General features: G+C 70.4%; 12 protein-coding genes. 3 read left to right on the forward strand and 9 right to left on the reverse strand.

Annotated features, from left to right (window positions below; all coding sequences use genetic code 11):
* Positions 1–285 precede the first annotated feature (285 nt).
* Genes ACZ63J_RS36340 through ACZ63J_RS36350 form a run of 3 tightly spaced genes read left to right on the forward strand, consistent with a single transcriptional unit; the run spans position 286 to position 13,783 of the window.
* Positions 286–6,039, forward strand: coding sequence for a DEAD/DEAH box helicase (locus ACZ63J_RS36340; RefSeq protein ID WP_465407803.1), 5,754 nt, complete (start codon positions 286–288; stop codon positions 6,037–6,039).
* The gene (locus ACZ63J_RS36345; RefSeq protein WP_465407805.1) at positions 6,036–8,054 is read left to right on the forward strand and encodes a hypothetical protein; all 2,019 of its coding nucleotides are present in this window, start codon (positions 6,036–6,038) and stop codon (positions 8,052–8,054) included. The genes ACZ63J_RS36340 and ACZ63J_RS36345 overlap by 4 nt, the downstream gene beginning before the upstream one ends.
* Positions 8,030–13,783, forward strand: a complete 5,754-nt coding sequence (locus tag ACZ63J_RS36350) for a hypothetical protein (RefSeq protein ID WP_465407807.1) — start codon at positions 8,030–8,032, stop codon at positions 13,781–13,783. The genes ACZ63J_RS36345 and ACZ63J_RS36350 overlap by 25 nt, the downstream gene beginning before the upstream one ends.
* Before the next feature lie 99 nt (positions 13,784–13,882).
* Here the strand turns inward: ACZ63J_RS36350 and ACZ63J_RS36355 are convergent, their stop codons facing one another.
* The 9 genes from ACZ63J_RS36355 to ACZ63J_RS36395 all read right to left on the reverse strand — a co-directional run bounded on the left by ACZ63J_RS36355 (position 13,883) and on the right by ACZ63J_RS36395 (position 25,407).
* Positions 13,883–14,062, reverse strand: coding sequence for a hypothetical protein (locus tag ACZ63J_RS36355; protein ID WP_465407809.1), 180 nt, complete (start codon positions 14,060–14,062; stop codon positions 13,883–13,885).
* A gap of 60 nt (positions 14,063–14,122) precedes the next feature.
* Positions 14,123–15,787 (reverse strand): VMAP-C domain-containing protein, encoded by a 1,665-nt coding sequence (locus ACZ63J_RS36360; RefSeq protein ID WP_465407811.1) that lies wholly within the window; start codon positions 15,785–15,787, stop codon positions 14,123–14,125.
* A 1,182-nt stretch (positions 15,788–16,969) separates the two neighbouring features.
* Positions 16,970–18,307, reverse strand: coding sequence for an MFS transporter (locus ACZ63J_RS36365; protein ID WP_465407813.1), 1,338 nt, complete (start codon positions 18,305–18,307; stop codon positions 16,970–16,972).
* Positions 18,308–18,351: 44 nt separating this feature from the next.
* On the reverse strand, positions 18,352–20,118 hold the full coding sequence (locus ACZ63J_RS36370; protein ID WP_465407815.1) for a CocE/NonD family hydrolase: 1,767 nt from the start codon (positions 20,116–20,118) through the stop codon (positions 18,352–18,354).
* A gap of 52 nt (positions 20,119–20,170) precedes the next feature.
* Positions 20,171–21,379, reverse strand: coding sequence for a GAF domain-containing sensor histidine kinase (locus ACZ63J_RS36375; protein WP_465407818.1), 1,209 nt, complete (start codon positions 21,377–21,379; stop codon positions 20,171–20,173).
* Entirely contained in the window at positions 21,376–22,002 is a 627-nt protein-coding gene (locus ACZ63J_RS36380; RefSeq protein ID WP_465407820.1) for a response regulator, read from the reverse strand. Before ACZ63J_RS36380 ends, ACZ63J_RS36375 begins: the two co-directional genes overlap by 4 nt.
* Positions 21,999–22,727: an ABC transporter ATP-binding protein gene (locus tag ACZ63J_RS36385; protein WP_465407822.1), complete on the reverse strand. Its 729-nt coding sequence runs from the start codon at positions 22,725–22,727 to the stop codon at positions 21,999–22,001. Before ACZ63J_RS36385 ends, ACZ63J_RS36380 begins: the two co-directional genes overlap by 4 nt.
* Positions 22,724–24,526, reverse strand: a complete 1,803-nt coding sequence (locus tag ACZ63J_RS36390; RefSeq protein WP_465407824.1) for a branched-chain amino acid ABC transporter ATP-binding protein/permease — start codon at positions 24,524–24,526, stop codon at positions 22,724–22,726. The genes ACZ63J_RS36385 and ACZ63J_RS36390 overlap by 4 nt, the downstream gene beginning before the upstream one ends.
* Complete coding sequence (locus ACZ63J_RS36395) at positions 24,523–25,407, reverse strand: branched-chain amino acid ABC transporter permease (protein ID WP_465407826.1); 885 nt, start codon at positions 25,405–25,407, stop codon at positions 24,523–24,525. Before ACZ63J_RS36395 ends, ACZ63J_RS36390 begins: the two co-directional genes overlap by 4 nt.
* Positions 25,408–25,414: the final 7 nt, after the last annotated feature.

Consider the following 25,414-nt stretch of genomic DNA (forward strand, 5'->3'; position numbering starts at 1 on the left):
CTGGCGATCGTCGGGCGCGTGTCCGGTCGTTTCGAGTCGCGACAACAGGTGAGAGCTTGAAGCGGCTGGGGCCGCATCATAGATCTAATCGATTCAAGTTGTAACGGGCGATGCCCGCCTGCCGATCCACCAACCATGCGCGATGGTGATCGTCGATCTTGTCCGGCGGGGAGGGGTATTCACTAGGCTGTCTCGGCGACCTGGTGTTGACGTTTCACCCTTGGCCTGGCAAAGGTGAAAAAGTGCCACGACCTTGTGGCTGCAACAACTTCGTCGGAGGTGCCCATGGCCGCAGAAGTGTGCCAGTCCGAAGAAGTCGTCGAGATCCTCGACCGGATCGGGCCCGTCGACGGAAACGCGCTTTTGAAGGAAGCGCAGCGCCGCTGGCCGTTGCTGACCGCCCGGCGTCTGCGCCCAGTTGTCATGGCGGCGATCCGGGCCGGACTGGTTCTGGCCGATGGGGAAATTCTCTCGGCCGTTCCGAAAGCGGCGTCCCACCCTCACGGGGAACACCTCGAGTTCCTGCGCGCGGTTGTCGTGGATTTGGAATCCGTGGTACGCCCCAGTTCGGAACGCCCGGACGGCGACCGCCGGGTCTACCAGATCGGCGCCGTCCGTTTGTCCGGGGACTCCGACTGGGTCGGCCAAGGCGAGCGGTTCACGGCTTGGGTCCACTTACCGGACGAGAGCTGGCAAGCGGACATCAGATCGGAACGCGTCAAAACCTTTTACGATAGTCAAGCGATCAGCCCGGCGGAAGCTTTCGAGGCGCTGCGGCAATTCTGCGCCGACGCGGACACCTTGGTCGCCTACAACGGCACGCAGGCCGACTTCCCGTTGCTCGACGAAGCAAGCGCTCAAGCGGACGTCCAGGGCTTCGGTGGTCACCGCCGGGTCGACGCGCTCTACCTCGCCCATGCCGTCTGGCCGGCCGCGCGTTCACACCGTCTTGCCGAGCTCGCCACCGAGCTGGGGATCGACCGTTCCGGGATGCGGTGGCACGATGCCACCGACGACGCGGTACTGACCGCCCGCATGCTGAGGCTCGCGGCCGAAACGGTGGCCGCGTGGCCGCGGGCCGAACGCGATCTGGTGCTGGGCGTGGGGGCGGGAACGGCCGCCTGGGACCTGATGATCTCGCTGTTCGGCGCTGGTTCGGCTCTGAACGAGCACGATGACGCTGCGGTCGCGCAGGTCTTGGCGGGCCTGCTCCCGGCGTGGGAACCGGGCCGCCGGAGCGCCCGCCTGGTCGTCCCGGCCGAACTGCGCGACGAATCGGGCGGGGTCGACCCGCACCGCCTCGCCATGGCCGCGGGCCGGGTGGAGCGCCGACCCGCGCAGCAGGAGATGGCCGCCCGGATGGCCGCTCAAGTGCAGGCCGGACGGGATGCTCTGTGCGAGGCTCCCACCGGGACCGGCAAGAGCCTCGCCGTCCTCGCTGCCGGCCTCGACTGGCTCGCCGGTGCTCCGGGCCGGCAGGTCGTGCTCTCGACCCACACCAAGCAGCTCCAGTCCCAGCTCGCGGAGGACATCACCAGGCTGGCCACGGTGGTGTCCGGGATCGAGGACGTCGCCACCCTGGTCAAAGGCAAGCGGAACCGCCTCTCCCTGCGGGCACTCGTCACCGCTCTGGCCGACGCCACCGGCAGCGGGCAGCCGGAGCAGCGCATTCGGTTTGCCGCCGACCCGGGCTACCAGGAACTCCTGGTCTACCTGCTCCGACGCTTGGGCGAAGCTGGGACGCTGGACCAGCGTTGGTCGTCACGCAGTGTTGACCCAGCCGATCTCCCGGCCTTCGTCGCCGAGTACTTCGAATCGGGTTCCCGCGGTCTGCTTTCGCTCTGGCTGACCGGACTCAGTCAGGAAACCGGCGACTACCGGCGCAGCTCGTCGTCGCCCCTCGGCCGGATGACCGAGACCGCGGGGGAAGCCTTCGCCGGGCACCAGCTGGTCGTCGCCAACCACGCGCTTCTCATGAGCCAGCCGGACGTGGGTTCGGACAAGACGCTGCTCGTCATCGACGAGGCTCATTCGCTCGAGCAGGCCGCGACCGCCGCGGCGAGCGCCGAGGCCGACTACCGCTCGGTGGAGAATCTCACCGGCGAGCTGCGCCGCTGGTGCACCCGCGCGCGCGAAGTGCCCGATCGACTGGCGGAAGCCGTTTCGGATCTGGAGTCGCTGCTGGACACCGAGACGCTGCCGCGAGCGGCCCAGGCTGTCTTCGACCGGTCCGGTGGCACGGTGGGTACCCGCGTAGCCACCTTGGCCAGCCCGTTCGGCGGAGTCGGCGGCGAGGCCCCGTCCCGGCAGCTGCTCACCCGGCTCGACCGCCTAGCCGGTTCGTCGGCCGCCGTCGCCGGGGCACTGGCCGGGTATCTGGGGGCTCGAACCCGGACCGACGCCTGGTGGGAGTACGAGCGCACCGCCTCGCTTGCCGCGCGGGTCGAGGTGCTCGCGGACTCGGCCGGCCGGATCACCGAAGACGCTCGGCAGATCCTGGACGGGCGGCCGGATGATCCGCCGCCCGAAGACGGCAACCGTGTCGTCTACGCCGCCGAACTCGAGAGCGAGGGAATCAGCGTCTCGGCTCGCCGGTACGCCTTCGCGGTCGTGTCCGCCCCGATCGAGCTGAGCCGCGAGGTGACGTGGGCCGAGGTGCGCCAGCGGTTCGGCCGGATCTTCTACGTCTCCGCCACGCTCCGGGTGGCCGGCAGCTGGACCTACATCCGCTCGCGGCTCGGCCTCGGGGTCGACGTCGACGCGTTCGCGCTGCCGGGTCCGTTCGACCTGGCCGGCCAGGCTCGTCTGGTCTGCCTCTCCGACTTCCCGAGCTGGGGTGAGCAAGCCGATGGCGCGGTGCGGACGACGGCGCACCAGCTGGCCGGCTATGCGGAAGAGGTCATCCGCCGCGACGGCGAAGCGTTCTGCGGGGGCGGTCTGGTCCTGACGACCGCGAAGAAGGCGGCGTCCGCCATCGCCGAAGGGCTGATCGGTGAGCTCTCCGGGCGGGCGCCGGGAACACCGGTCACGGTGGCCCCGCTGCTGGGCAACACGCGTGCCGCGCGCACGTTCGCCGACACCGGCGGCTTCTGCGTCGCGACGCGGGGGATGTGGCAGGGCGTGGACTTCGCGGCGGACCGCGTCTCGCTCGTGTGGATCAACAAGCTGCCGTTCGCTCCCTTCGCCGACCCACTCGTCGCCGCGCGGCGTGCGGCAGCAGCGCGCCGAGCCGCTGCCGCCGGTGATCGCGACCCGGAGCGCGCGGCGAACGAGGGCTACTACCTGCCGTTGGCCGCGATGGATCTCCGGCAGGCCGTCGGCAGGCTGGTTCGCTCGACCGAGCACCGGGGCATCGTGGTGATCAGCGATCGCCGGCTGGCCGGCCGGACCGCGCAGCGCCGGAGCTACCGCGGGGTGTTTCTCGAATCGCTCGATCCCGGACTGCTCGTCCCGGACGGGGAGACCGGCGAGCCCGCGGGCGGCAACGTGATGTCCATGGCCGAGGGCTGGCGGACGATCTGGGGGTTTCTCGGTGACAACGGGCTCATCACCCGGGAACGGGCTGCCGAGCTCTGCAAGCCGGATGCGCTGCGGGCGCACACCTTGCTGCCGGCCACCCGCCAGATCCTCGATGCGACCATCGGCCCGGAGGAAGAAGCGGCCGCCAGTGCCTCCGGGACCCTCGGCGACCTGCTGGTCGAGCGGTGCAGCCGGATCGCCGGTCTGCTCCGCTTCTCCGGCGATCCGCTTCGGCTGCGGACACAGCAGGAGGCAGTCATCCGCGCGGTCGCCGAAGACGCCGACGTCCTGGCCCTGTTGCCGACCGGGTACGGGAAGTCGTACGCCTTCCAGTTGCCCGCGCTGGCGCTTTCGGGGGTTACGGTCGTCGTCTCGCCGCTGGTCGCCTTGATGGCGGACCAGGCCCTCCAGCTGAACGCCACGGTCGGTGGTGCGGTGCGGGCGCTGGTCGGCCCGATGCCGGAGTCGAACAGCCGGCGCGGGAAAACCGAAGTCGCCGAACAGCTGACCGGTGCCGCCGAACACGGCATCCGGCTCGTCTACGTTTCGCCGGAACGTCTGGCCAACCGCCGCTTCCAGGAGCTACTGCGCGACGCGGCGAAGAAGGGCATCCTCCGGCGGATCGCGGTGGACGAAGCGCACACGTTCGTGCAGTGGGGTGACGACTTCCGTCCGAGCTTCCGCCGCGCCGAGCGGCTCGTCACCGAGCTCAGGAACAACCACCGGGTCCGGGTGACGGCGGTGACCGCCACCGCGAACCGGTCGGTCCACATCGGACTGCGGACCGGGCTGTTCGGCCTGGCGGAAGAGCCCGGCCCGAGCGAGCCGCTTGTCACGGTGAGGGCCAGTCCGCTGCGCCCCGAGCTGGCCTTGTACCAGCGGGTGATCCGCAACGCCGGGCCGGCCACGGTCGCGGGGCTCGCCGAGGAGATCGCGACCGCGTGCGACGACCACGCCATCTTCTACTGCCTGACGGTGAAAGAGGTCGAGGCCCTGCACGCCCATCTCCGCCAGTTCCTGGGAGAGGCCGGTATCCGCCAGGTCCGGCGCTTCCACGGCCGGCTCTCCGAAGCGGAGAAGGCGGCCGTGCTGACCGAGTTCCGCGAAGCGCCGGACAAGGGTGACCCCGGTTTCGTTCCGCTGATCATCGTGGCCACCAGCGCCTTCGGGCTCGGTGTCAACCGAGCGGACATCCGATGTGTGTTCGTCGTGTCGCCGCCGCCCGACCTAGCCGCGTTGTACCAGCAGCTGGGCCGGGCCGGGCGTGACCAGGCCGGAAAGCCCGCGGCGGAAATCACCGCACCGTCCTACGGTCTGGCCCTGGGGACGGGACGAGGCTTCCGCACCCTGGAGTGGATGCTCGCCCAAGGCATGTCGTCCGCGACCGAGCGTCAGATCGAAAGGTTCCTGCTCGAAACCGCGTCCGGGCGCGGTGTGCTGGATCCCGACGAGCTCGCGGACACCTGCCTCCAATCGGAGGTCACCGCGGGTCGCGTGCGGCAAGCCGAAGCGCGCCGTTCGTCTACAATGGACGCATTTCGGACGGCCGTTGTCCGGTCGGTGGCCGTCTTGTCCAACAGCGGTGTTCTGGAAGATCTCGGCGACTTCCCCGCGACCGTGCTGCTGACTCCCGTCGACGAGCCGCTCGACCCGGGCGATGACGAGCTGGCGGAGGTGGCGAAGCGGCTGCAGCGGATCGCCTCGGCGAAGCCGGACCGGTATCCGACCACCGAACTCCACGAACAGTTGGTGCGGGAGGTGCCCGGATACGACGAGGTGGCCGGTGACGTCGCCGGAACCTGGGCGATTCTCTCGACACTGCACGACCGGGGTTGCGTCGATGTGTCCCAGGCAGGCAACTACCGGACGCTGATCTCGGTCCGGCGAACCTCGGCAGGAGCGGTGGTAGTCCCCGCCAACGGACATCGCGCTCGACGTGACAGCGAACTGGCTGAGCTTCGCGCCTGGTACAACGAAGACCGCCGCTGCGCCAACGCCGGCATGGCCGGGTACTTCGGTGTGCCGGAGCAAAACCTGCCCGAGGACGTCTGCACGACAGCAGCTTGCCGTTGTTCGACCTGCTGGCAACGGGCAACGGACCGGGCCCCGCGGCCGGACCTGCTCCGCGCGTTCGACACGCCACGTCCCCGGCCGTCGGTCCGGCGGGACGGCCTGCCGTACCGGACGGTGACCGATCGCAACGTCCGCAGCCTCCTCTGGGACAACTACCGCGGACTGGCCGACGCGATGATCCACCGGGTGCTCCACGGCGACGAGACCTACTTGGAGACGCGCACCGGACGGCAACGCCCGTTGTGGCCGAAGCTGCTGTATCACCGCCTCCGCGGTTGTGATCCGGGCGTCCGGATCGACGACGTGCGTGCCGCGCTGGAGCGGTTGACCGTCGCGGAGCAGGTCATCCGGACCGACGGCGGACTCTGGCGGTTACGCCGGTACGCGGAAGCAGATGAACGCCGTGAGCGTGCCACGGCGGGACAGACCGCAGAGGTGGGGACATGACAGCCAGTGCGATCGAGATCTGGCGGCCACTCCAGGACGACCCGCTGTTCACCGCGGAGCTCCTGGTCGAACCGGACGCGCCGCACGAACGGGTTGTCGCCTACCTGGAACAGGTGGCCCTGGCACGGCGGACTCCGCTGCACGTCGCGACGGCGTTCAACGCCGTGCACTTCGGCTTCGGTACCGACGGGTCGGGCTATCGCGGCGAGCTGCTCGACCCGGAGCTGTTCTTCCGCCTCGACGCCGGGACGAACGCGGTTCCCGAGGTGGGCATGTTCGTCCGCGTCGAGCGAGGCGGCCACACCCTGTGGGCCGAGACGGTCGGGCAGTTCGGCGCTCATCCGGGTGTCGAGGCCGACGGCTGGGTTCCGCCCGAGCTGTCGAGCACGTCCGGGCGGGAGGATTCAGCGGTCCGCGCCGTTCTCGACTTCGAGGCGTTCGGCGCCGGGCTCAACGACCGAGACCGGGCGGAGCTCGCTCGGCTGCGGCGCCGCGGGACGGTTCTCGACGCGCGAGGCCACGTGCTCGGCACGGATCCGGAGATGACGCGACCGCACGGTATCGGCCGGTACACGGAGTGGCTGCTGATCAGCGCGAAACCGCTGCTGCTCAGCGGCCCGCTGGGCGGTTTGCTGAACGATCCTCACGATGACAGCGCGCTGGCCGCCGCGCTCGAGGCGGCCTTGACCACGATCGACAAGCTCCTCGCGCGGTCGGAGCTGCTGCGCCGCTGGGGCCTGTATGCGACCCCCGTCGATCGGTTCACCGAACGCCTCGCCTCGTCCGGTGTGCTGGGCGGAGACGACCTGGGCGAACTCGTCAGGACCGTCACCCGGCCGACGAACGAGACCCGCTACACCGGCGTCTGGCCGCTGCTGGCGAGGGCGCACCGCGACGACATGCCTGATCCGCTCGCGTTCGCCGACGCGGTCGAAGCCGTCGTGCACGCCAATCTCGCGATCGGCGACACGGCCGCCGGGCTCGTCGGGTTCGAGGTGTGGATCGACGACCTGTGGCAGGCGGGCGGCGTGTGGCGGGCTGCGCCGTGCTCCGCCGGGGACGACGAGCCCATCCACGACGACGTCGTCGTGGAGCATCTCGACAACACACTCACGGTCGTCACGGTTGCGCTCCGCGCCACCCACATCGACAACGGCGTGCTCCCGCTTCCCTCCGACGTCACAGAGCTGCTCCCGCACGAAGACATGGTCATCGACCTGTTCCACGACGGCGAGCCGCTCGACGACGCGCTGCGCGTCCAGGACGTGGTCTTGACGGACCGCCGGCTGACCGGGATCACCTGGCCGTTCGGGTTCTACCCCGGGATCAAGGTCACCGTCGCCGCCGCGCGCGGGGCCCGCCGGGTGGCACTCTCGACCAAACTCCTCGACGAACCCCTGCCTTACGGCGACGAATACCGGTGGGCCGCCGACGAAAAGCTCGTCGCCGCCGATCTCTGCCTGGCTCCGGCAGCCGCTCCCGCGACCGCCCGGGTCGTCGCACCTGGCCGGGGAGTGGACCCGCTGAGGAAGTTCGTCGTCAACGCGCTGCGCAGACACGGCGAGGCGGGACCGTTCGGCGCCCGGCAGCTCACCGGCCCCCAGCTGATGACGGCCCTCTTCGGGCCGGAACTGACCAATCCGGCGCTGCTTTGGCAGGTGATCCACACCTGTGAGGACCTCGTGGCCGCGGACAAGCTGACCTGCGAGCCGGGCGAGGGCGCGCCGGACGTCTTCGTCTGGTGGCCCGACGGTGCGCCCCGTGTCCCCACGCAGGCCCGCCGCCCGGGCGGGCTGGCCGGGCGGGTCAAAGAGCACTGGGTGCCGCCCGGCATGCGTCAGCTCCCGGAGGGGTTCCGGGCCAGCGAGCAGGCGAAGACGAACTACGCGAAGTACGTCCGTGAGCTGAAGGGACCGCAGGCGTCCGTGGAGCTGCCACCGGGCTTCACCTTCGTCCGAGGACATCGTCGCGGTGACGAGCCGGGCCCGTTTTGGCTCGACGCGACTTCCGACTGAACCGGGTAAAGAAAGGACGATCGGCCATGGCCGCTCCACACCGGCGTCACCGCCACGACACGATCCCCGGCGGACCGCTCGACACCACCGGCCTCATGGCACAGGCCGCAGTGGAAACCGACCTGCACAAGGCCGCCCGGCTGCGGGCCCGGGCCGAGCTGGCCGGAATGCTGGACCGGCTCGGCGACGTCGTCGAAACCGCGCTCGACCTCGTGACGGCGGAGGAGTTCTCCCGGCTGGTCTGGCGGCTGCCCAACCCCGACCGGACGAACTTCCTGCGCGAACTGCGCGTCCCGCCCGCGAAACGGCCGACGCCCATGGCAGCGCGCGACGGGCTCGCTCGTCTTCGCGCGTGGCCGCGGGAGCGGCGCACGCACGCGGTGCGGCGTCTCGTGTCTCCGGTGCGCCGCGCGCTAGCCCCGGCCTTGACCGAATGGCGCCAGAGCCACGACGACGACGGCTTGCGGCTGGCCCTGACGAACGACCCGGCCCAAGCGAACACCGTCCGGTTGACGGTCTTCGCTGATTGGCAGCGAGAATCCGCCTCGGTCGCCGCGCTGCGGATCGCCCTGCGCAGCAAGCTCGCCTTGCCCACTTGGCCGAGCGAGCTCGTCGACACCGTCGTCGATGCCTGCCAGCGGCTGGAGGGGTTGAGCAGCGCACCCGCGGCAACGGCTTGTCCCGACGTCGAGCCCGCGTTGGACGAGCTCGCCAAGACGGCCGAGCAGTTGCGGGAGGCCCTCGCGGAGGCCCAGCGGGCAGCGGCGAGGGCCTCCGCGCTGCTGGCGGACTCCCGGCCGGCGGCGCCGGAAGATCTCGCGGTGATCGGGGCGCTCGGGCAGCTGGCCGAATCGGCACAAGCGCTTCTCCACGAGGACTCGGCGTCCGCGGACTGCCTCGCGCTGGCCGCGCGCTTGGAAGCCGCCGCGGAGCGGGCGAGCCGGCCGGCCGAGCACCCGGAACTCGAACGCCTCGAGGGCTTGGCGGGCCCGCTGGAGTACGGCGAGATGATCGCGAGCGTCCGCCGCGCCGCGGGTGAGCTGCTCTCCGGCGCAAGTTGGGACGACGCTGAGCGAAGCCGGGCGGAGAGCTTGACCGCGTTGGTCCGCCTGGTCGACGTCACGGCCACGGGGGAGGCCGGAGCCGCAGTCGAACTCCACCAGATCGCGCAGGCGGCACTGCCCGACGATCTCCATCCGTTGCTCGTGATCGCGCTGCTCGGCCGCCTGAGCTTCCGTTCGGAAGACCGGTTGGAATCGCGCGCCACGATCGTGGCGGAGCGGGAGCCTGAAGCACAGCCCGTACCGCTCACGGTCGCGCCTCCCACCGAGGAAGAGGTGATCGCTGCCGAAGTACCGCCTCCCGCCGACGAACCGGATGAAGACGCCGAGGCCCGGCAGCTGACCGCGACATTGCTGGACGCGGGCAAGCTTGCGCTGGCCCATCACGCCGCGGCCATCTCCGAGGACGGCCGGCTCGCCGAGGCGATCCGGCTGCTCACCTTGGCGACGGCCGTCCGGACCGAAGAGGGCGCCACCGCCAAGGAGCTCCGATACTCGCTCGAAAGGCTCGAGCTGCCTCGATTCGACGGCCACCAGCCCGCCCAGCTCGCCTTGCTGATGGCGGCTGTCCGTGCCGCGCTCGTGACAGCCGACCCTCATGCCGGGGAGCTGGTCGGCAGCCTGAGCGGGCATTTCGGCCGGCAGCCCCACCTGGTGGCGCTGACCTCGGCGATCGGCACGGCCTCGGCGCGCGGACAGCTCTACGACCAGGCCATCCTGGCCGAGCTGGCACCGATCGCGATCGCCGACAACGACATCTCCGCCGCGGCCGAGGCGGCGGCCGCCGACCGTGACCGGAGTCGGAACCTGCGGTTCCCGCGGGCCAACCAGATCGCGGAAAAGTGGTGGGCTCCCACCGGGCTGATCGGCCGCGCGGTGGCCATCGCGGCGGCCGACCGGAGAGAAGACATCGAAACCGCGGCCGGGACGCTGCGCAGGCTCGGCAAGCGCCAGGATCTTATCGGCGAGCTCAAGAGCATCGACGACGGCTTGCGCAGCCCGGGGTCACGCTCTCTCGAAGGAGCGTCCCGCAGGCGGATCTTGGAGCAGGCCAACGAGTCACTCGACCTGGTGCGGGCGTGGATCGATGCCGTGCGAGCGGAGGCCAGCACGGCCCGCGGACCCCAGCCGGCCTCCGCGCAGGTGACCGAACTACGTTCCCAGGTGCGCGAGGAACGGACGGCGGCGGCCGGCGAGCTCGACGCACTGCGCCACGGGAGCGCCGACCCGCTGCTGGCGGCTGCAGCGGCCGCTTGCCTGGTCCTGCTCGAGCAGAGCGTCGACATGCTTGACGGCGAAAGCCTGACGGGCGCCGAGGCTGACCCGCACGCGGCGCTGAACCGCGATCTGCTGCGCAGCGTGGCGCTGCGGCTGAGTGCCGACCTCGTCCCCGATCGGCCGGTGACGCTCGAGGACATCCGGCTCGCCGACCGCACCAGCTGGGAGACCGCGTTCGACGAGCGGCTCGCCATCGAGGACTTCGTCGCCGCCCGGACGATCGTCGACGCGGTCTCCGAGGAAGCCGGGCGAGACATGACGCCGCTGCTCGACCGGCTCGAACAGGCGGTCGCCCGATCACGGGCCGACGTGCGCGTGCTGGCCACGGACATCGAAGGCCGGGTCCAGAAGGCGGCCCGGCTGGGCCAGCTGCTGGAATCGGCGCGGTCCGACGTGCTGGCGCAGCTCGAAGCCGCCCGCCCCGAGCGTGACGACCTGGACCAGGTGCGCCGGCTCCTCGCCGAGATCGACCGCCGGCTGCCCGAGTACGCGGCGAAGGCCAAAGAGGAACTCTGGGAGCGGGTGACCTTCGAGCTGAACCGGGCTGGGCAGCGCGTCCCTGAGAACGCGGCGGCGGGCATCCGCGCGCGGATCGACGCCGGAGATCTCGCCACGGCGGAGGAGTACCTGCTCGTCGCGCTCAGTGGTGAAGAACCTCCGAGCGCTTCGGGATCCACCGACCTGCACCGGTTCCTCACCGCACTCGACACCCTCCCCGCCACGGTGGCGCGAGACGCGTTGAAGGCCGCCGAAAACGGTTCCGTTCTCGCGGATTGCCTGGACTTCGAGCCGTTGTCCCCGGCGGAACGCACTGCGGCCGCCGAGGGGTTGCAGGCGTGGCTCGACCTCGGTGCCGACCGGCAGCACGGGGCGTTCAAGTCCGCGCTGGCGCAGGCGCTGCGGCTGGCCGGTCTCGAGTTCGCCGCCGAGCAGCCGGCGGGGCTGTCTGCAGGGTCGAGCCGGCGCTGGGTTGAGCTGAGCGGTGTGAAGCGGGTCGGCGACGCGCTGATCCCGGCGTTCGGTTCGCTCGCCGGTGACCAGCTGCGGCTCATGCTGTGCTGGAACGCACCCGATGTCCGGACGCTGTTCGCCTGGGTGGCCCAGGACACGACCGACGCACCCGTCCTGGTGGCTGTCTTCGGCACGCTGTCCGCGGGCCAGCGGCGAGCGCTGAGCAAGGTCACCGCGGCCCGGCCGGAGAAGCCGGTGATCATGCTCGACGACCTGGCGCTGGCCTATCTCGCCGCCTACGGCGGTGGGCGGTTCGCCGCCACGGAACGGATTCTCCTGCCCTTCGCGACGACCAACCCGTACTATCCGCACGCGACGGGCAACGTCCCGAGCGAGATGTTCAAAGGCCGGTACAAGGAGCGTTCCGAGATCCTCGATCGGCATGGGGCCAGCCTGCTCTACGGCGGTCGGCAGCTCGGCAAGTCGGCGGTGCTGCAAGCCGCCGCACGCCGATTCGAGGTCACTCCGGGAAGCGTCGCGGTGTACCTCTCGTTGCCCGCCTTCGGGGTGACCCTGAAGCCGGACGCGCTGTGGGACATGATCGTCGCCGGGCTCGCCGAACGGGAGATCACCGCCCCGAAACAGCGCGGACGAGACGCCGCCAAGCACGCCGAACGGGTGGTGAAGACCTGGCTGGCGGCGGACGCGCAGCGACGGCTGGTGCTGCTGCTCGACGAGAGCGACCTGTTCTTCGACGCGGACGCCGCGACCGGGTTCGCCACGACCACGCGGCTGCGTGACCTGATGAACTCGACCGATCGCCGGTTCAAGCCGGTGTTCGCCGGCCTGCACCAGGTGCAGCGGTTCGCGCAGCTGCCGAACCAGCCGCTCGCCGCCGCCCACTTCGGTGACGCGTTGGCCATCGGCCCGCTGGCCCCGGAACCCGCCTACCAGCTGATGTTCACGCCGATGGAGACCCTGGGCATCTCGTTCGCCTCTGACGAGCTCATCCACCGTGTCCTGGCGTACTGCAACTACCAGCCCAAGCTCTTGCAGCTCGTCGGGGAAGCACTCGTGCGGTCCGCGCACGAGCGGCGGGAGGACAGTCCGCGTTATGTGATCGGCGACGACGACCTCGAACGGGTCATCGGTTCCGAAGCGGTCCGGCAGAAGGTCCGTGAAGCCGTGCACCTGACGCTGAACCTCGACTCGCGCTACAAGCTCATCGCTCTGGTGGTGGCCCTGTCCGCCTTGGAAAACGGTGCCGACCAGACGGTGACGACGGGCAAGCTGCGCGACGAATGTCTTGCCTGGTGGCCGGAAGGCTTCACCGGGCAGGGAGCTGACGAGTTCCGGTCGCTCCTGGAAGAGATGAGCGGGCTCGGTGTGCTCGCCGCCGCGGACGGCGGCTGGCGGCTGCGTTCGAGCAATGTCCTGCGGCTGCTGGGCTCGGCCCAGGACATCGAGGACGAGCTGTTCGGTTCGGAATGGCGGCCGCCGACCAGGCTCGCCGCCGAGAACGCCCGCCGGACGGTCGCCGACGGCTTGGCCGCCCCGCTCACCGAGAAGCAGTTCGCCACCCTGATCGAGCGCAGCAACCGCCTGCGGCTGGTGCTGGGCAGCAGGGCGACGGGCATCGACCAGGTGCGGCAGCTGCTTCAGGAGGAGGACAGTCGGATCGGTGCCCGGTGCAAGCTGGTGAAGTCGACGTCTCCGGAGAATTATCGCCGCGAGCTGCGCGGAGGAAAGCCCGGCGACCCGCACCGGATCGTGTTCTGCAACTTGGGCACGATGAAGGTCGTCAGTGCCTGGACGGCCATCGAGCAGGCACTCGAGCTCTTTCCCGAGGCGGGAGTGACCCGTACGGTGGTCGCGCTCGTGAGCGCCGACGCGAATGAGGTGTTTTCCGAGATCTGCGGCTCAGAACGTCCGGATCTCGCCGACCTCGTCGTGCCGCTGCGCCGTGTCTCGGCGGACGGTCTCCGCTCCTGGTTCGGCGCGGACAACCTGACGACGTCGTTCAGCGACGCGGTCAGCCAGGGGGAGCTGCTGAAGATCACCGGAGGCTGGACGAGCCTGCTGAACGAGGCTGCGGGGTTGGCCGCTGGAGAGGCACGGAGTGCCCGCTTGGTTTGCGAAAGGATCCGCCGGCAGCTCGCCGAGCCGGAAGGCGCGGCGCAGCTGCTCGACGAAGTCGGTTTGACGGCGGTGCCCGCGTGGGCGGACGCGTTCGACGAGTTTGTGAACTATGAGGACGCCCTGACGACCGAAGATCTCCTGGCACTCTTCGACGACCACGGTGGAGCCGCGACGATGAATGTTCTGCGGAACCTGGATGTCCTGGTGGAGCGCCCGCAGGACGGCTTGTGGGAGCCCGAGCCGGTCGTCGCGGCGGCGTGGCGCGTGCTCTCTGCGTCACGCCAAGACGGCGCCGACTGACGGTGAGTGCGCAGGGGCGCTGACGTCGATCGACGTCAGCGCCCGTCGTGGTCGCCGGAAGCCTGCACAGGACGGTCACGGCGGCGGCACTCGGGGTGCTCAATGGCCGTCGTCGTCCGGGAGTACGCGCACTGTGGCTTCGGCCCACCAGTCCACGGTGCCTGGGTCGGTTTCGTCGGCGCCCACGAGGTTCGCGTGGTTCTTCACGAGCAGTTCCACCCATGTGAGCTGATCGAGCAGTCGTTGCGCGAAGTCCGGATCCTTCTCGGGTGAAGCCATGTGACCGTACTACCGGGATTTCTTCGCTTACTCAAGATGTACGGCGGATCGCCCCAAAGATCACTCCGGCGCTGACGACAGTCGCCCCCGCAGTTCTTCCGGGGGGATGATGCGGGTCGGGTCGTCCCAGAGGAGCACCAGGTCCGGGAGAGGGGAGGCCTCGCGTGTGGAGAATCTTGCCCGGCGGAACTCGGCGATTCGTTCCGGAAGATCCTTCATGGGCGTGCCGTCAAGGAAGGCAACCACGGCACGGAGCTCATCGCCTTCCAGTTGATCATCGACGGGCCAGATGATGATCGGGATTCCGGACCGCAGCGCGGAGGTCAGCGGGTCTGCCTGCGTCTGTGTTTCGTAAGTCGGCTGAGGTGGACGGCTGAGGACCACGGCCCGCCACTGCTCACTCGAGAGCACGGCAGCTGTGCGCCGAGGGTCGTCGTCGTCCGAAACGAAGTAGATTTCGGTGTTCGACAGAGTGTCGTCCGGTCGATACGCACGACGCCGCCATACCCGGTGCCAACGTGGTGAACTCATTCGGTCGAACGAGCGAATGGCTATCGGGTACGTCAAGGCCAGTGGCCGGGGGTCCGGCGAAGACGGTTCCTGGTGCCAGGACTGGATGGGAAGGTTCATCAGGGTTCGGGGGAGGACGAACTCGAGCCGGACCTGTCCGGTGAACTCGGACCAAGCGTGGTCTTCGGCCTCGCCGATAATGGTGTCGACTGTGCGTTCGAGGTCGTGACGAGTCGATGTCACGGTCGGTCCTCGTCGTGGTGGCCATTCGGCGGGGTCGGCCTGGAGCCAGTGGTTCACGAGATACTCGTCGTCTGATAGCGACGGGGTGATGCAGATGGTCAGGTGGACGAAGTGGTCCTCGTCGAGTTCGGCGGAGTGGCCGCGGTGTCGGGCCAGGCGTGCTCTCGCTTCAAGCGGTAGCTCGTTTTCGTCGTTCCAGGCACGCAGTGCGGCGCGGAGAGCCGGTGTTCGATCGGCGATCAGCTCCACGAAGATCAGCGCCGCAAGATCGTCGGAGCCAGGGAGGTCGGTCAGGAGCCGATACGTGCTGACGACGTCCTGGCCGGACCAAGGGATGGCGCCGCCTGCCGCCTGTCGAGCCAGTTCGTCGACGTCGGGGATGTCCTCGCGCTCGACGATCGTGCGCAGGCTTTCGAGGCGGGCCGAGGATGACATCGCGGCAGAAGCCGTGAGCTCACGCAACTCCTGTGCTGCCTTGCTGCCCGGCCGGAGGAATTCGACGACGTCAGCCAGGTTCGTGAGTCCACCGGGCAGTCGCTCGAGCTGAGTGACTATCTCCACGAGTTGCTCGCGGGGGCTGAGGGAGGATTTCGACGGCAGGACGATTTCGGGCACCACGGTGCGGAGCTCGCTGCGCAGCAGGTCCTGCGGCTCCAGCTCGTCGAGGGTGGTGACGATCTGTTCTCGGGTGAACCTGCCCGATGCGGACGTGGAGTCGAGAAGGGCGTCGACGCTCACGGCCAGGACGTGCGCCAGGACTGCCAGTTCGTCGGCCGTGAGGTGCTTGCGGACGCCGGTTTCGATCTTGGCGATCGTGGCGCGAGTCAGGTCTGGGAAGCCGGCGCGCTTGCACTCGTCGGCCAGGCGTTTTGCCGTCCAATTCCGGGCGCTACGGAGTAGCCGGATGCGTTCGGCTGCCGTGCTGGTACCCGTCGTGTCCTGCGTTGGACTGGTACCCGTTGTGTCGTGCATCCGTGGCCCGTCTGGATTCGCTCGTCCGTCCGTGGTCGAATTTAGCACACCCTTGTGATCTTGTGCGGAAACGGAACATACTCGACGCTGTCGGCCGGGTGAGCCGGCCGGCGCTCACCCTCCAGGTGCAGTTCGGGCCTGGCGATCGGCGCTGTGCGATCCGCTACCACCGGTAGGAGTGTCGATGTCCAAGCCACCTACTCCGCTGCTCACCGTCCGTGCTGCCGTTGTTCTGCTGCTGGGTCTCGTGTGCGGGACCGCCGTAGGCGTATTGACCTTTTTTGCCGGGAGCAACGCGCCGGCAGCCATTTTGGCTGGTCTGCTGAGTGCCGGTGGGGCGATCGTCTTCTTGCACCGGGAAGTGAGGTAGTAGAAGTTCGAGCCGCGCTCCAGCGTCGCCCGAACGGGGGACCAGGACCAGCAGTTCGCCTCGGGCCGGTACCGGGCCGACGACGGCGGTCGGCTACATGACGCCCGTCGCGCACCGCTACGACGTCGAGCCGGGCCGGATGGAGCTCGAGCGCCTAGGCTGCGGTGACCACTACGACCGCCTCGACAGTCCGATCGCCCCTGACTGCGGCATCAAGGACCTGGTCGATAAGGCAGCGGGACCGGATCGCACTTCCCGAAGATCAGCTGTCAAAAGTCTCCGACGCAGCGAAAAGGATCACCGAGGAGATCTCCTCGTCGGGAGGGCCCATGGGGTGCCCTTGTGATGTGGCTGTCTGTGCCCCGGCGGTTCACACAGCGACCTCACGGGGTCCAAGGGGGTCGTGAACTGCAGATTTTCGGTTCAGTGACGTCGTCGAGGCAGTGCTTCATGACGGAGCCAAAGACCGAGATCGGTCGGGTATCACGGTGGGTGCAGTGCGTGTGCGCGACTTTGGTCGCGCTGGCTGCTGCTGCGCACCGCCCCGGCACCGCTGGTCGCCGACGGGCTGCACCTGCGCGTCACGGAGCCAGACTGACCTGCTGCTCAATAAGCTGCGCACGACCGCGGCATCGTGACCGGGCGGCCCGCGGCCATGCATTGCCGTCGGTCCCGCGGCGGACGAAGAGTCGTGCTGGTCGCGGCGCCGGCCTGCGCATGCCGAGCGGCGTGAGGTGCCGCTGGTCACCCACGCCGAGGGCCGAGCCGGTCCGGCGTCACCACGAAGACACCGGACCGGCCCGAGGTGGCTGTCAGTCGGTCGCGACGACAAACGCCTCTCGCTCCTCCGCCGTCCCCTCCCGGAGTGCGAGCACCGCGCCCAGCGTCACCAAACACGCCAGCAGCATGTACGCCGACACCGACAACGATGTCCCGGTGAGCCCGACCAGCCAGGCCGCCACCAGCGGGGCGAACCCGCCGCCGAGGACGGCGCCGAACGCGTACGCGAACGACACGCCGCTGTAGCGGATCGCCGTCGGGAACAGTTCTGCGTACGCCGCCGCCTGGGGGCCGTAGGTCAGGCCGAGGCCGAACGCCAGCACCACCACCGCCACGAGCAGCAGCGGGACCGACCGGGTGTCGAACAGCAGGAAGAACGGGAACGTCCAGGCCGCCAGGGCGAGGGTGCCGACCAGGTAGGTCCGGCGCCGGCCCCAGGTGTCCGACCAGCGGCCGGCCAGCAGCGTGAAGACACCCCACGCGACCGCGCCCACCATGCCGACCAGCAGCATCGTCGTGCTGGACAGCTTCAGCGTTCGGGTGCCGTAGGAGTTGATGAACGCGATCAGGATGTAGCCGATCATGTTGTTCGCGACGAACAGTCCGATCGCGACGAGCAGCTCGCGGGAGTCGGTGCGGAACAGCACCTTCAACGGCGCCGAGCGGCGGCCGCGGCGTTCCTGCAGCTCCGTGAACACCGGGCTTTCCGAAACCCGCGCGCGCACGAAGAACCCGACCCCGATGAGGACGACCGAGAGCAGGAACGGGATCCGCCAGCCCCACGCCTGGAACTGCTCCTTCGTGGTCGACGCCGACACCGCGAAGAACGCGAGGTTGGCCAGCAGCAACCCGATCGGCACCCCGATCTGCGGGAACGAGCCGAAGTAGCCACGGCGGCCGGGAGGGGCGTGCTCGACGGACATCAGCGCCGCGCCGCCCCACTCGCCGCCGGCCGAAAACCCCTGCAGGAGCCGCAGCACCACGAGCAGGATCGGGGCGGCGACGCCGATCGAGCCGTACCCCGGGAGCAGGCCGACGCCGACCGTGGAGACGCCCATCAGGATGAGCGTGGCCACCAGGACTGCCTTGCGGCCGAAGCGGTCGCCGAGGTGGCCCGCGACCACCCCGCCGATCGGCCGGGCGACAAAACTGACGCCGAGGGTGGCGAACGACGCCAGGAGCGCGTTCGCGCCGTCCAGCGCCGGAAAGAACTGCGAACCGAACACCAGGCCGGCGGCCGAGGCGTAGACGAAGAAGTCGTACCACTCGATGGTCGTGCCGACGAGGCTGGCGGAGACGACGCGGCGCAGACGGCGGTCGTGGTCGCCGGGTCTCAGCGCGGGCGGGGTGGCGGCGGGGCGAGTTGTCATCGTGGTCCTTCTCGGGTTTCGCGTGCGGGTGGGGTGGGACGGGCTCAGGACGACGGCCCCCAGTCGACGGGGCTGGTCGTGAACGAGCCGGGTGCGGCCAGCGGCAGGGTGATCGACGAAACCGCCCGCGGTGCGTGGTCGACGCTGAACGTCCCCCCGCTCAGGTTGCTGGCCTGCTGCGGGGTCGGGGCGAGCGCGAGGTGGAAGTTCGCCGGCGCGTGGCCGGTCAGCACGACCTGGAGCCGGTAGCCGGCCGGGACGAGGGTGAAGTTCGGCAGCGCGGCGATGTCCAGCCGGACGGTTTCCCCCGGTGTGAGAAGGCGTTGGCTCGCCTGGGTGAACAGGTGGCTCGGCTTGATCAGGGCGTTGCCGCGGCCGTACCAGCTCTGCGCCGGGTCGAGCCGGCGCAGGCTCGCGAGGAGCCCGCCGTCGGAGAGCTTGGTCGTCGCCCCGGTCGGCGAGACGAGGTTCACGGTCGCGGCCACGTACGCGTCGCGCGTTGTCGACTTCAGGGAGAGGCTGACGTTGATCGGGCCGTCGAGCACGCTCGCCCGGGTCAGCGGCGCGGTCGTGTAGGTGAGGCCCAGCGTGGGGTCGGCCGTGTCGGTTCCGGCGGCAGTGGGCGGCGTTTCCGTCAAAGTGCCCGCCGTGCCCAGGTAGTACGTGCCGGTGGTCGTCGACGGCGGCCAGGCGGCGGTGTCGACCCAGCGGTCACCGCCGTTCTGGAAGACGTGCAAGGGCCGGGTGGTGTCGGCCATCCCGGTCGGGCGGCCCTTCAGCCACGTGTCGAACCATTCCTTGCGGATGTTCGCCAGGACGTCTTCGTTCACGTGCGCGCCGTGCGTCCACGGGCCCACGATCGCCTGGTACCGGCCGGTCACCCGCTGGCCCGCCACGACGGGCGCGGTCACCGGGCGGCCCGCGTAGACGTTCTGCGCGGCCGTGTAGGCGCCGAGGTTGCCGCCGGGGAACAGGTCCTTCCAGCCCGCTTCGCTGAGCGCCGGGACGCCGTTCGCGACGATGCGCGGCATCAGCTCCTGGACGTCGATCCCGTGCCAGTAGGCGTTGTCGTACGACCGGGCGCCGCCGTTCTTCAGGTCGTTGACCGTGACGGAAAGGGGATCGGTCAGCGGGTCGTCCTGCGGGCCGCGGGGGAGGGCCTGGGCGATCGACGGGACGAAGGTGGTCGGCACCCCGCCGACGGTCGCGAGGTCGTTGTACATATCGGAGTCGGTGCAGAACGGCGCGATGGCCTTCAACGCCGAGCGCGGCCCGACCTCGGCGGCGGTGTACCACTGGTCGACGCCGAGGTAGGAGCAGCCGTCGAGGCCCACTTTGCCGTCGGAGCCGGAAAGGGCGTGCGCGGCCCAGTCGACGAGGGTGGCGCCGTCCCGGCCCTGCCGCGCGCCGAACCAGTCGGTCTGACCGCCCGAAGCCCCGGTCCCCCGGATCGACGCGGCGACGTAGATGTATCCGCGCTCGACGAAGTAGGTCCCGGCGGCGGTCGGGTCCCGGAAGGCGCCGTAGGGGTTCTGGGTGAGCAGGACGGGGAACGTCCCGGCCGCCCGCGCGCCCGTCGCGAGATCGGCCGGGTAAACCACTTGCACGGACAGGACGGCACCGTCGTCCATCGTGACGGAGGCGGCCACCGGCTGACTGCGGCCGTAGGTGGCGGGGGCGGGCGAAGGCAGCCAGCTCGCCTCGGCCGGCGCCGGGCCGGCGGTGACGGCGGCCAGCGCGAGCACCGCGGCCGCCAGGATCCGGCCGGGCCTCGGCCGTCGCGAACGGCGGGCGGACGTGGCTTTCCCCATGCGAACTCCCTTGTCCTCAGCAGAGAATCGGAACACCGTGCCGTCCCGGCGATTATGGGCGTGCGCGAGTGGCGCGGACATCTCCGGATGGAGAGTCAACGAGCCCGGCTTCCGGGAGCCAGGCGCGCAGGGTACGGCCTTCGTCTTCGTTGTGCAGCAACTGCACTTCGGCGCCGACCCGCGCGGCGCGCCGCGCGAGCGACCGCAGGCCCAGCCGGGTCCCCGGCTCGCCGGAACCCGTTCCGTCGTCGGCGATCGCGAGGTGGACACCGTCGTCCGACGCGCCGAGCGTCACGATCACCGAGTGGGCCTCGGCGTGCTTCTCGACGTTGACGAGTCCTTCCCGGACCACCGCCAGCAGCAGCGCCGAGCGTTCCGGATCGAGCGGTGCCACGTCGCACAGCTCGACGAACCGCGCGGACACGCCGGTCCGGCGTTCGAACGACCGCGTGTGCTCCCTGATCTCGATCTGCAGCGCACGCCGCGGTGTCGCGTCCGCCAGCGCGAGAATGGACTCGCGCAACGCCGAACAGGCCGCGGAGACGTCGGATTCGAGGTGCCGCAGGCTTTTCGCCAGGTCCGGCCGGCCGGCCAGCGCGTCCTGGAGGGCTTGGACCCGCGCGCCGATGGAGAAGAGCATCGCGCCCACCGAGTCGTGCAGGGCGTCCTGGACGCGCTGTCGTTCCGCGGCCACCGCGTCCGTTTTGGACAGTTCTGCCGCGTCCGCGATCCGGACCGCCTCCGCCGCGTGTTCGGCCACCGAGCGCATCCGGTCGACGGCGATGTCACCGAACGGCCCCGAGTCGTGCATGCCGGCGTAGGCGATCGCGATCGTGCGGGGCTCCGGGCCGCTGCGGTCCACGACCGGGGCCGCGAGCATCGCGCCGAGGCCTTCGTCGCGGACCTGGGCGTCGAAGTGGTGGGTGATCGACGGCGACGCGAGGTAGTCGTTGACCCGCACGACGTTCCCGAGCGCCATCGCCTTGCCGCCGATGCCGTGGCCGAGCGGGACGATCAGGTCGCGCAGCTGCCCGGTGCGCGCGCCCGACATCCAGCGGACCACCGCGCGGCCGGGCACTTCGAGGCCGGCCACGAACCCCGAGCTGGCGCCCACCTCGACGCGGACGAGCCGGGCGGTGCCGTGCAGCACCGCGATGCGGTCCAGCACCGCGAGCAGGCCGCCGCGTTCGCGCACCAGCGCGTCGAGGGCGGTGAACTGCTCCTGGACGCGCTCGTGCGCAGGCTTCCACCGGCCGGTCACCACAAACCCACCTCACTCGCCTTGGTGATCGCCTCGACGCGGTTGCGGGCGCCGAGCTTGTGCAACGCCGACTGCAGGTAGGTCTTGACGGTGTTGCGGGTCAGCCCGGTGGCCTCGGCGATCTCGGGGTTCGTCTTGCCTTCGGCGGCCACGCGCAGCACCTCGCACTCGCGCCGGGTCAGCCCCAGCCGTGCCATCGCGCTCGTCCGGCGCGCCGCGGCGTCGGTGATCCGCGGGTCGACGACCCGCTCGCCCCGCAGGATGCGCCGCAGCGCCGACGACAGGCCGATCCCGGCGATGTCCTTGAGCAGCGCGCCGTCGGCGCCCGCGTCCAGGGCGCTCTTCAGCGCGACGTGGTCGGGGTAGGCGGTGAAGACCACGATCCGCGTGGTGGTGGAGACCTGGCGGATCCGGGTGATCACCTCCGCCGCCCGCAGGTCCGGCAGCCGCAGGTCCAGCAGGACGAGGTCGGGGTTCAGCTCGCGCACGCGGGTGATCGCCGCGCGGCCGGACTCCGCCGACGCCGTCACGCACAGCGTCGGGTCCGAGCGCAGCAGCAGCCGGACGCCGTCGCGCACCACCGGGTGGTCGTCGACGACGAGAACCGTCGTGGGTCCGCTCATCCGGCCGCCGTGCGGGGTCCGGAGCCGAAGAACAGCTCGGCCATGTCGGGCCGGGCCAGCAGGTCCGCGGCGGGCTCGGCGAGCAGGACCCGCCCGCTCTCCAGCACGATCCCGTCGTCGGCCAGCCGCAGGCCGAACCGGACGTTCTGCTCGACCATCAGCACCGTGACACCCAGCTCGCGCAGCAGCCGGGTCGTGTCGAACACCGTCTCGCACGTTTTCGGGTCGAGGCCGAGCGTCGGCTCGTCGAGCAGGACCACCCGGGGCTCGGTCACCAGCGCGCGGGCGAACTCGACGATCCGCCGCTGGCCGCCGGAGAGGTCGGCGGCCTTGTCCCGCGCGCGTTCCCCGACGATCGGGAAAGCCTCGCCCAGCTCGGCGAGGCGACGGCGCAGCCGGGCCTTGTCCCGCCGGATCGGGTACCCGCCCAGCAACAGGTTGTCGCGCACCGAAAGCCGCCCGAACAGGCCGCCCTGCTGGGGCACCTGCACGACGCCGGCCTCGATGACCGCCGCCGGGCTGCGCCCGCTCAGCGTCCGGTCGCCGAGGCGGATCCGGCCTTCTCGCGGGGCCAGCAGCCCGCTGATCGTGCGCAGGACCGTCGACTTGCCGGCGCCGTTGGGGCCGACGACGCAGGTGATGGCACCCGGCCGGATCTCGAGGTCGGTGCCCCGCAGGACGTCGCCGCCGCCGTAACCCGCGTAGACCGACTCCAGGCGGATCACCGGCCGGCTCCCGTCACGTCCGCTTCGAGGACGAAGTCGTCCCCGAGGTAGGCCTCCAGCACCGCCGGGTCGGCGCTGACGTCGGCGGGTGACCCGGTGGCGAGCACCCGGCCGCGAGCCAGCACCACGGCCCGGTCGGCGAGCGAAAGCACGAACTGCATGTCGTGTTCGACGATCACGAAGGTCCTCCCCGAAGCGTTCAGCGCCCGGACCAGGCCGGCGAGCCGGCGCAGCAGGGTCGGGTTGATGCCCGCGGCCGGCTCGTCCAGCAGGATGACGTCCGGGTCGAGCATCAGCACCTGGGCCAGCTCGACGAGCTTGCGCTGCCCGTAGGACAGGTCGGTGGCCTTCGCGTCGGCGTACCGGCCGAGCCCGACGAACTCCAGCAGCTCCCGCGCCCGCGCCGCTTCCGAGCCCGAGATCGCGCTGCGGGCGAGCCGCCGGAGCCGGAACTCGCCGCAGGCCGCGGCCACGTTTTCCAACACCGTCAGCCCGCCGAACAGGCGCGGCAGCTGGTAGGTGCGACCGAGGCCGAGGAACGCCCGCCGCGGCCGCCCGGCCCGCGTGATCGGCACCCCGCCGAGTTCGACGTCTCCCGAGGTCGGCGCGTAGGTCCCGTCGACCACGTTGAACAGGGTGGTCTTCCCGGAGCCGTTGGGGCCGATCAGAGCCGTGGTCGAGTCGCGCGGGACGGTCAGCGTCACGGCGTCGACCGCGTTCAGGCCGCCGAACCGCATCGTGACGCCGGAGACGCGCAAGGCGTCCGGGGTGGTCGACGGCGGCCGCCGGCGCGGTGGCGCGTCGGGGATCGGCGTGTCTTCCGGGCGTGCGCCGGTCAGGCCGGTACCGCCGCGCCGCCGGGCGAGCGCGTCCCGCACGGTCGGCAGGATGCCGCGGGGGAGCAGCAGGGCGACGCCGAGCACGAGCCCGCCGAACAGGATGAGCCGGATCGCGCCCGCGTCGGCGCCGCCCAGGGTCGTGTTCGTCAGCTCGGTCAGCGGCACCACGAGGAACGCGCCGAGCACGGGACCCCAGACGGTGCCGCGCTCGCCGAGGAGCGCGGCCAGCACGACCTGCATGCTGAGCACGACGTCGAACATCGTGTTCACCGAAAGGGAGCTGACGTAGTAACCGTAGACCGCGCCCGCGACCCCGACGAAGGCCGCGCTCGCCACGAACGCGAGTCCTTTGTAGACAGGTGTGACGATGCCGATGCCGGCCGCTTTGTCCTCGTCGTCCTTGATGGCCAACAGGCCGAGCCCGAGCTTCGAGCGCCGGATGGCGACGGTCAGCCCGACACTCAGCAGCACGAGCGCGAACAGGGCGTAGTAGAACGGCCAGTTGTGGAACCGGACGTCCCAGGTCGGCAGCGGCATCGGGAGGCCCTGGCTGCCGCCGGTGACCGAGACCCAGTTCCGGGTGAGCAGGCCGAGCAGCTCCAGCACCGCGAAGCTGACGATGACGAACGCCGGCCCGCGCGTGCGGCGGGTGACCAGGCCCAGCGCGACGGCCAGCAGGGCCGCCGTCACCCCGCCGAGCGGCGCCACCAGGAACGGCGAGACGTCCCAGGTGGTGGCGAGGATGCCGCCGGTGTAGGCGCCGACGCCGACGAACATCCCGTGGCCGAGGCTGATGTAGCCGGTCAGCCCGGCCATGATGTTCCAGCCGGACGCGACGACCGCGACCAGGAACGTCAGGATGAGGACGTTGTGGACATACGCGTCCGGGGTGAGCAGCGGGACGAGGGCGACGAGCAGGATCGCCGCGGCGAGCAGCAGCCCGCGGAGCTGGCCGGTCACGCCAGTGCCCCGTCCGCGCGCGTGCGCCCGCCCAGCAGGCCCTGCGGCCGGACCAGGAGCAGCACGACGATCAGCAGGTACGGCACCGTCGTCGCCCACCGGGTGTCCACATAGGACGCCGTCAGCGCTTCGCTCACGCCGAGGATCGCCGCGCCGAGGGCGGCGCCCGCGAAGCTGCCGAGGCCGCCGAGGATGACGACGCACAGGATGCGGCCGATCCAGACGTAGTGCGAGTCCGGGACGAACTGGTAGAGCACCGACAACGCGGCGCCGGCGAACCCGGTCGTCGCGACGCCGATCGCGAACATCCGTGTCATGGTGCGCTCCACGTCGATGCCCACGAGCGCCGCGCCGTCGCGGTTGACGGCGCAGGCGCGGATCGCCTTGCCCACGAACGTCCCGCGCAGCAGGGCGTACAGGCCGAGCAGGAGCACCACCGCGCCGGCGCAGGCGTACAGCTGCGCGGTCGGCACCACGACCTGTCCCAGGTGGAACGAGCTGGTGAAGTAGGACGGTGTCGCCGCTCGCGCGTCGGTGCCCCACACCAGGGCCATGACCCCGCCGAGGGCGGTCGCCACGCCGAAGGAGGCGACGAGGGTCAGCTCGTGGTCGATCCGCTGGACCCGGGCGACCACCCCGCGGTAGAGCAGCCAGCCGACGCCGTACATCACCGGCCCGACGAAGACGCCGACGAGCAGCGGGTCGAGACCGGTGCGCTGCCACACCCACCAGGTGAGGAACGCGGCGAGCACGATCGTCGCGGCGTGGGCGAGGTTGAGCACCTTCATCACCCCGAAGATCAGGGTGAAGCCCGAGGACATCAGCGCGTACACCCCGCCGGCCAGCAGGCCGAGCACGAGCGTCTGGACGAGGAGGATCACGGTGGTC

This window comes from Amycolatopsis sp. NPDC104863 (assembly GCF_055582965.1).

Bases quoted from the DNA above. Each gene is read 5' to 3' on its own strand.
- ACZ63J_RS36380 (WP_465407820.1), bottom strand. From the start codon at position 22,002: ATGAGCGGACCCACGACGGTTCTCGTCGTCGACGACCACCCGGTGGTG.
- ACZ63J_RS36340 (WP_465407803.1), top strand. From the start codon at position 286: ATGGCCGCAGAAGTGTGCCAGTCCGAAGAAGTCGTCGAGATCCTCGAC.
- ACZ63J_RS36365 (WP_465407813.1), bottom strand. From the start codon at position 18,307: ATGACAACTCGCCCCGCCGCCACCCCGCCCGCGCTGAGACCCGGCGAC.
- ACZ63J_RS36345 (WP_465407805.1), top strand. From the start codon at position 6,036: ATGACAGCCAGTGCGATCGAGATCTGGCGGCCACTCCAGGACGACCCG.
- ACZ63J_RS36355 (WP_465407809.1), bottom strand. From the start codon at position 14,062: ATGGCTTCACCCGAGAAGGATCCGGACTTCGCGCAACGACTGCTCGAT.
- ACZ63J_RS36360 (WP_465407811.1), bottom strand. From the start codon at position 15,787: ATGCACGACACAACGGGTACCAGTCCAACGCAGGACACGACGGGTACC.
- ACZ63J_RS36370 (WP_465407815.1), bottom strand. From the start codon at position 20,118: ATGGGGAAAGCCACGTCCGCCCGCCGTTCGCGACGGCCGAGGCCCGGC.